This is a genomic window from Collinsella sp. TM06-3 (assembly GCF_003436395.1).
Taxonomy (GTDB): Bacteria; Actinomycetota; Coriobacteriia; order Coriobacteriales; family Coriobacteriaceae; genus Collinsella.
In genome coordinates, this window is record NZ_QSPG01000044.1 from 1 (window position 1) to 3,093 (window position 3,093).

Sequence of the window (3,093 nt, forward strand, 5' to 3'; positions counted from 1 at the left end):
ATGGCCGATGAGGGACCGTAGGTCGAGATAGGGCTGCGAGGCCAGCTCGCGCAGCATGAAGTCGATGTATCGCGCATAGTATGCCCACTGCTGCTCGAGGCTGGGGTAGAGGTGGTAGAAGCCGTCGAAAAGGCTCTTGACTACTTTCGATTGATGCTCAGTGCCCATTGTATTCGCTACGATTAAACTCGGCACAGGGGATACTGGTTTTCCGTGCGAAAACGCTCATGCCGCTAAATTGAGCGACCGCCTGTACTGCAGCGGGATCATCCGCCCGAGCGATCCCTTAATCCGTCGCCCGTTGCGCCAATCGGCAGAAGCCACGCGTGGACGCTAATCGCTCGAGCGAATCGTCGTCGGTTTCCGTTTAACGATTTCTTTTTCCGCTATTATCTGACCCTCGGACTTCCTCGTGATAGAAGTAGTCCACGATCACCGGATGCCCCTGGGGGACTCTGCCATAAGGCATTTCGTTGTCCACAAAGGGGCAATCGTACTTCTTGGCCATTTCCTCGGCTTTTACTTCAAGCGCTTCAAAATAGCTACGGTTGCGCTTGTTATAGATCTCATCGTAAAGCGGTACGAGATTGGGATGTTTCTCGGCGATATAATCCAGGATCGTTTTTTTGAAACCACCCCGAAGATTGAGATTTTCGAGCCAAAACAAATCGCACCGATCCTTTACTCGCTCAAAAATCATCTCAAAATCCGTGATGCCGGGAAATACCGGGGACACGAAGCAGATCGTACGGATACCTTCGTCATACACCTGCTTCATAGCAGCGATACGACGCTCGATGCTCGACGCGGAGTCCATATCGTTCTTGAAGTTCTCATCCAGCGTGTTGATCGACCATGAAACAGTCACTCGTCCAAGCCTCTTCAGCAGATCGATATCCCGTACCACAAGATCGGACTTTGTGCAGATCAGAATATCTGCATCGCTGCCAATCAGCTGCTCCAGGAGTTTCCTGGTATTCCCGAATCGCTCCTCCTGTGGATTGTAGCCATCCGTCACAGAACCGATAACCACCCGCTGTCCAGCGTATTTCTTCGGATTCTTGATTTCCGGCCAATGCTTCACATCAAGAAAGGTGCCCCATTCCTCCTTGTGTCCGGTAAAGCGCTTCATAAAGGAGGCATAGCAATACTTGCAGGCATGCGTGCAGCCTACATAGGGATTGACCGAGTAGCCGCCTACCGGCAGGCTGGACTTGGTCATGATGTTCTTTGCTTCCACCTCATTGATGAGGATTCCATCGATCACTTCCGCCATGTTCTCTGCACCTCCAGCACTCTTTCGAATTCTTCCGGCAATTCCTGAATCATGTTTTCGTCCCCTATGACAGAGACGAGGTCTTCCTTCATAAACATTGGAATGCCAAGCGCGTGCGCCTGGTCCGTCAAAGACCATGCCCACTCCGGTTCCGTATGAACCTTCCTGCTCTGCGCCCCGGTCATGGTACCGACGACGATCCAGTTGATTCCGGAAAGGTCGACCGTACCGGGATCGTCGAATAGCGGCTCAAAAGTAACGAAGAAGTGATTTGCTTTGACGTTTTTCCGAAGGGCGTCGATACGCCACAGCTCCGCTTTCCTCGTCACCGTAACGCCGAACCATGCGTTTTCCAGGTCGGTATCTAAATCCAGCAAATCGGGTCTCTTGGTCAGGAACAGGAACTGATGCTGTGGATTCTCATGGATCTTTGCAAATACCTCGTCTCGCCATTCCAGCTTCCACCCGGAGAGATCGCTCATGCCGGTAAGGAGAAAGTTCTGCGGGCGTTTCTTTTCCATCATCTTGAGCTTGCTCGGGAAGAACGCAGGATCAGCGAAGTCGTCAATCATATGCCAACGTTTCACATTGTTACGGGCATAGCAATATGGACACCCCACCGTGCAGCCGATGACGATATTCATATTCTGAATCTGATTTTTGATGCAGATGCTCATAACGCCTGCCTACCTGCCTCTCCCGTAAACACGCAATCAGCCTTCCCCACCTTGCGGGCAAAAGCCTCGATATCTTGCTTGCAAGCAGCAGGCTCGCAATCGCTCAAATCGTATGACGTGCCGCCGTTTCGATAGACGGCCCGATGGGAAAACGATCGGCTGACAAGCCCGATGCCGAGCTTCTCGCACAGGGTCATCCGTGCTCCCTTTCAGCTATAAAAAACAGGTGTCTATAAACAGTATCCTTGTTGATTTTCGCAGGGGCAATGAACAAACGCGTGCACCTGTCGATAAACGAACAGCTACTGGACATTGTCAAACGACTCAGATTGGAGAGGCGATGGGAGAAACCAAGATCGACCGCCGGCGGCGCTACACCCTCTCGGTCATACAGGAGGCGTTCTTCGCGCTGCTGGCCGAGGTCGGCTTCGCGAAGATGACGGTGGCGGACATCTGCCGCCGCGCCGAGATCAACCGGGGAACGTTCTATCTGCATTACGAGGATAAGTACGCGCTGCTCGATGCGCTTATCGACGAGGCATTGGCAGCGGCTCCCCCGCTTGAGGGGGTTGAATCGGCAACGCTTTGCCAGCGTCCGCCGGCAGACGACGATTATCGCCTGCTTTATTCGGACAGCGACTCATACGCTCGCGTAGCCCAGCGCGTCATAGAACGCGGAGCGGAGCAGATGGTTCCCTGGGTCATGGAGAAAACAGGGCTTTCACGCGAAGACGCCTTCCTGCTCTTCGTCCACAACGTCCAGGGCAATCTGGCCGTCAACCGCCTGCTCGGCTGGAGACGAGGCCCCGAGTTCACCCATGCCCAGGAGCTGCTCAACGCCTATTCCGAAGGGGGCTTACTGGCGGTATCCGCTCTTCGCGATTCCGATAACCCATCGTGACCTGCGATTCAGGAATACCAGCCTCCGAGCCCTCTCGTTCGGAGGCTGCGGCTAAAACCTCATTGCGCGTCTACCGCTCCGCGTTACTCGCCACCTGCCCGCGCCACCGAGAGCAGGGCGCCCAAATCGGCCTGGATCGCCTCCGCCTTACTTCCGAGCTGCAGCGGAGCCGAGTCGCCCGAGATGTTTACGCTCAGCAGGTGCGCATCCGGCAGCTTCGCGGTCATGCTCCAGAACGG

The 3,093-nt window shown here is 54.5% G+C and carries 4 protein-coding genes; 1 reads left to right on the forward strand and 3 read right to left on the reverse strand.

Going from position 1 to position 3,093, the window contains the following annotated elements; translation table 11 throughout:
• Positions 1 to 367: 367 nt before the first annotated feature.
• From DXD56_RS09890 to DXD56_RS09900, 3 genes are read right to left on the reverse strand one after another with little or no spacing between them, the layout of a single operon-like run.
• Positions 368 to 1,276: a radical SAM mobile pair protein B gene (locus tag DXD56_RS09890; protein WP_117641083.1), complete on the reverse strand. Its 909-nt coding sequence runs from the start codon at positions 1,274 to 1,276 to the stop codon at positions 368 to 370.
• Positions 1,264 to 1,953 carry a radical SAM mobile pair protein A gene (locus tag DXD56_RS09895; protein ID WP_055252677.1) on the reverse strand — a complete coding sequence of 230 codons (690 nt, stop codon included), beginning with the start codon at positions 1,951 to 1,953 and terminating at the stop codon, positions 1,264 to 1,266. The genes DXD56_RS09890 and DXD56_RS09895 overlap by 13 nt, the downstream gene beginning before the upstream one ends.
• Positions 1,950 to 2,150, reverse strand: a complete 201-nt coding sequence (locus DXD56_RS09900) for a hypothetical protein (protein WP_055252679.1) — start codon at positions 2,148 to 2,150, stop codon at positions 1,950 to 1,952. The genes DXD56_RS09895 and DXD56_RS09900 overlap by 4 nt, the downstream gene beginning before the upstream one ends.
• Before the next feature lie 143 nt (positions 2,151 to 2,293).
• On the opposite strand from DXD56_RS09900, the gene DXD56_RS09905 reads away from it, so the two are divergent.
• Positions 2,294 to 2,854, forward strand: a complete 561-nt coding sequence (locus DXD56_RS09905; RefSeq protein ID WP_117583300.1) for a TetR/AcrR family transcriptional regulator — start codon at positions 2,294 to 2,296, stop codon at positions 2,852 to 2,854.
• The last annotated feature ends 239 nt before the right edge of the window (positions 2,855 to 3,093 follow it).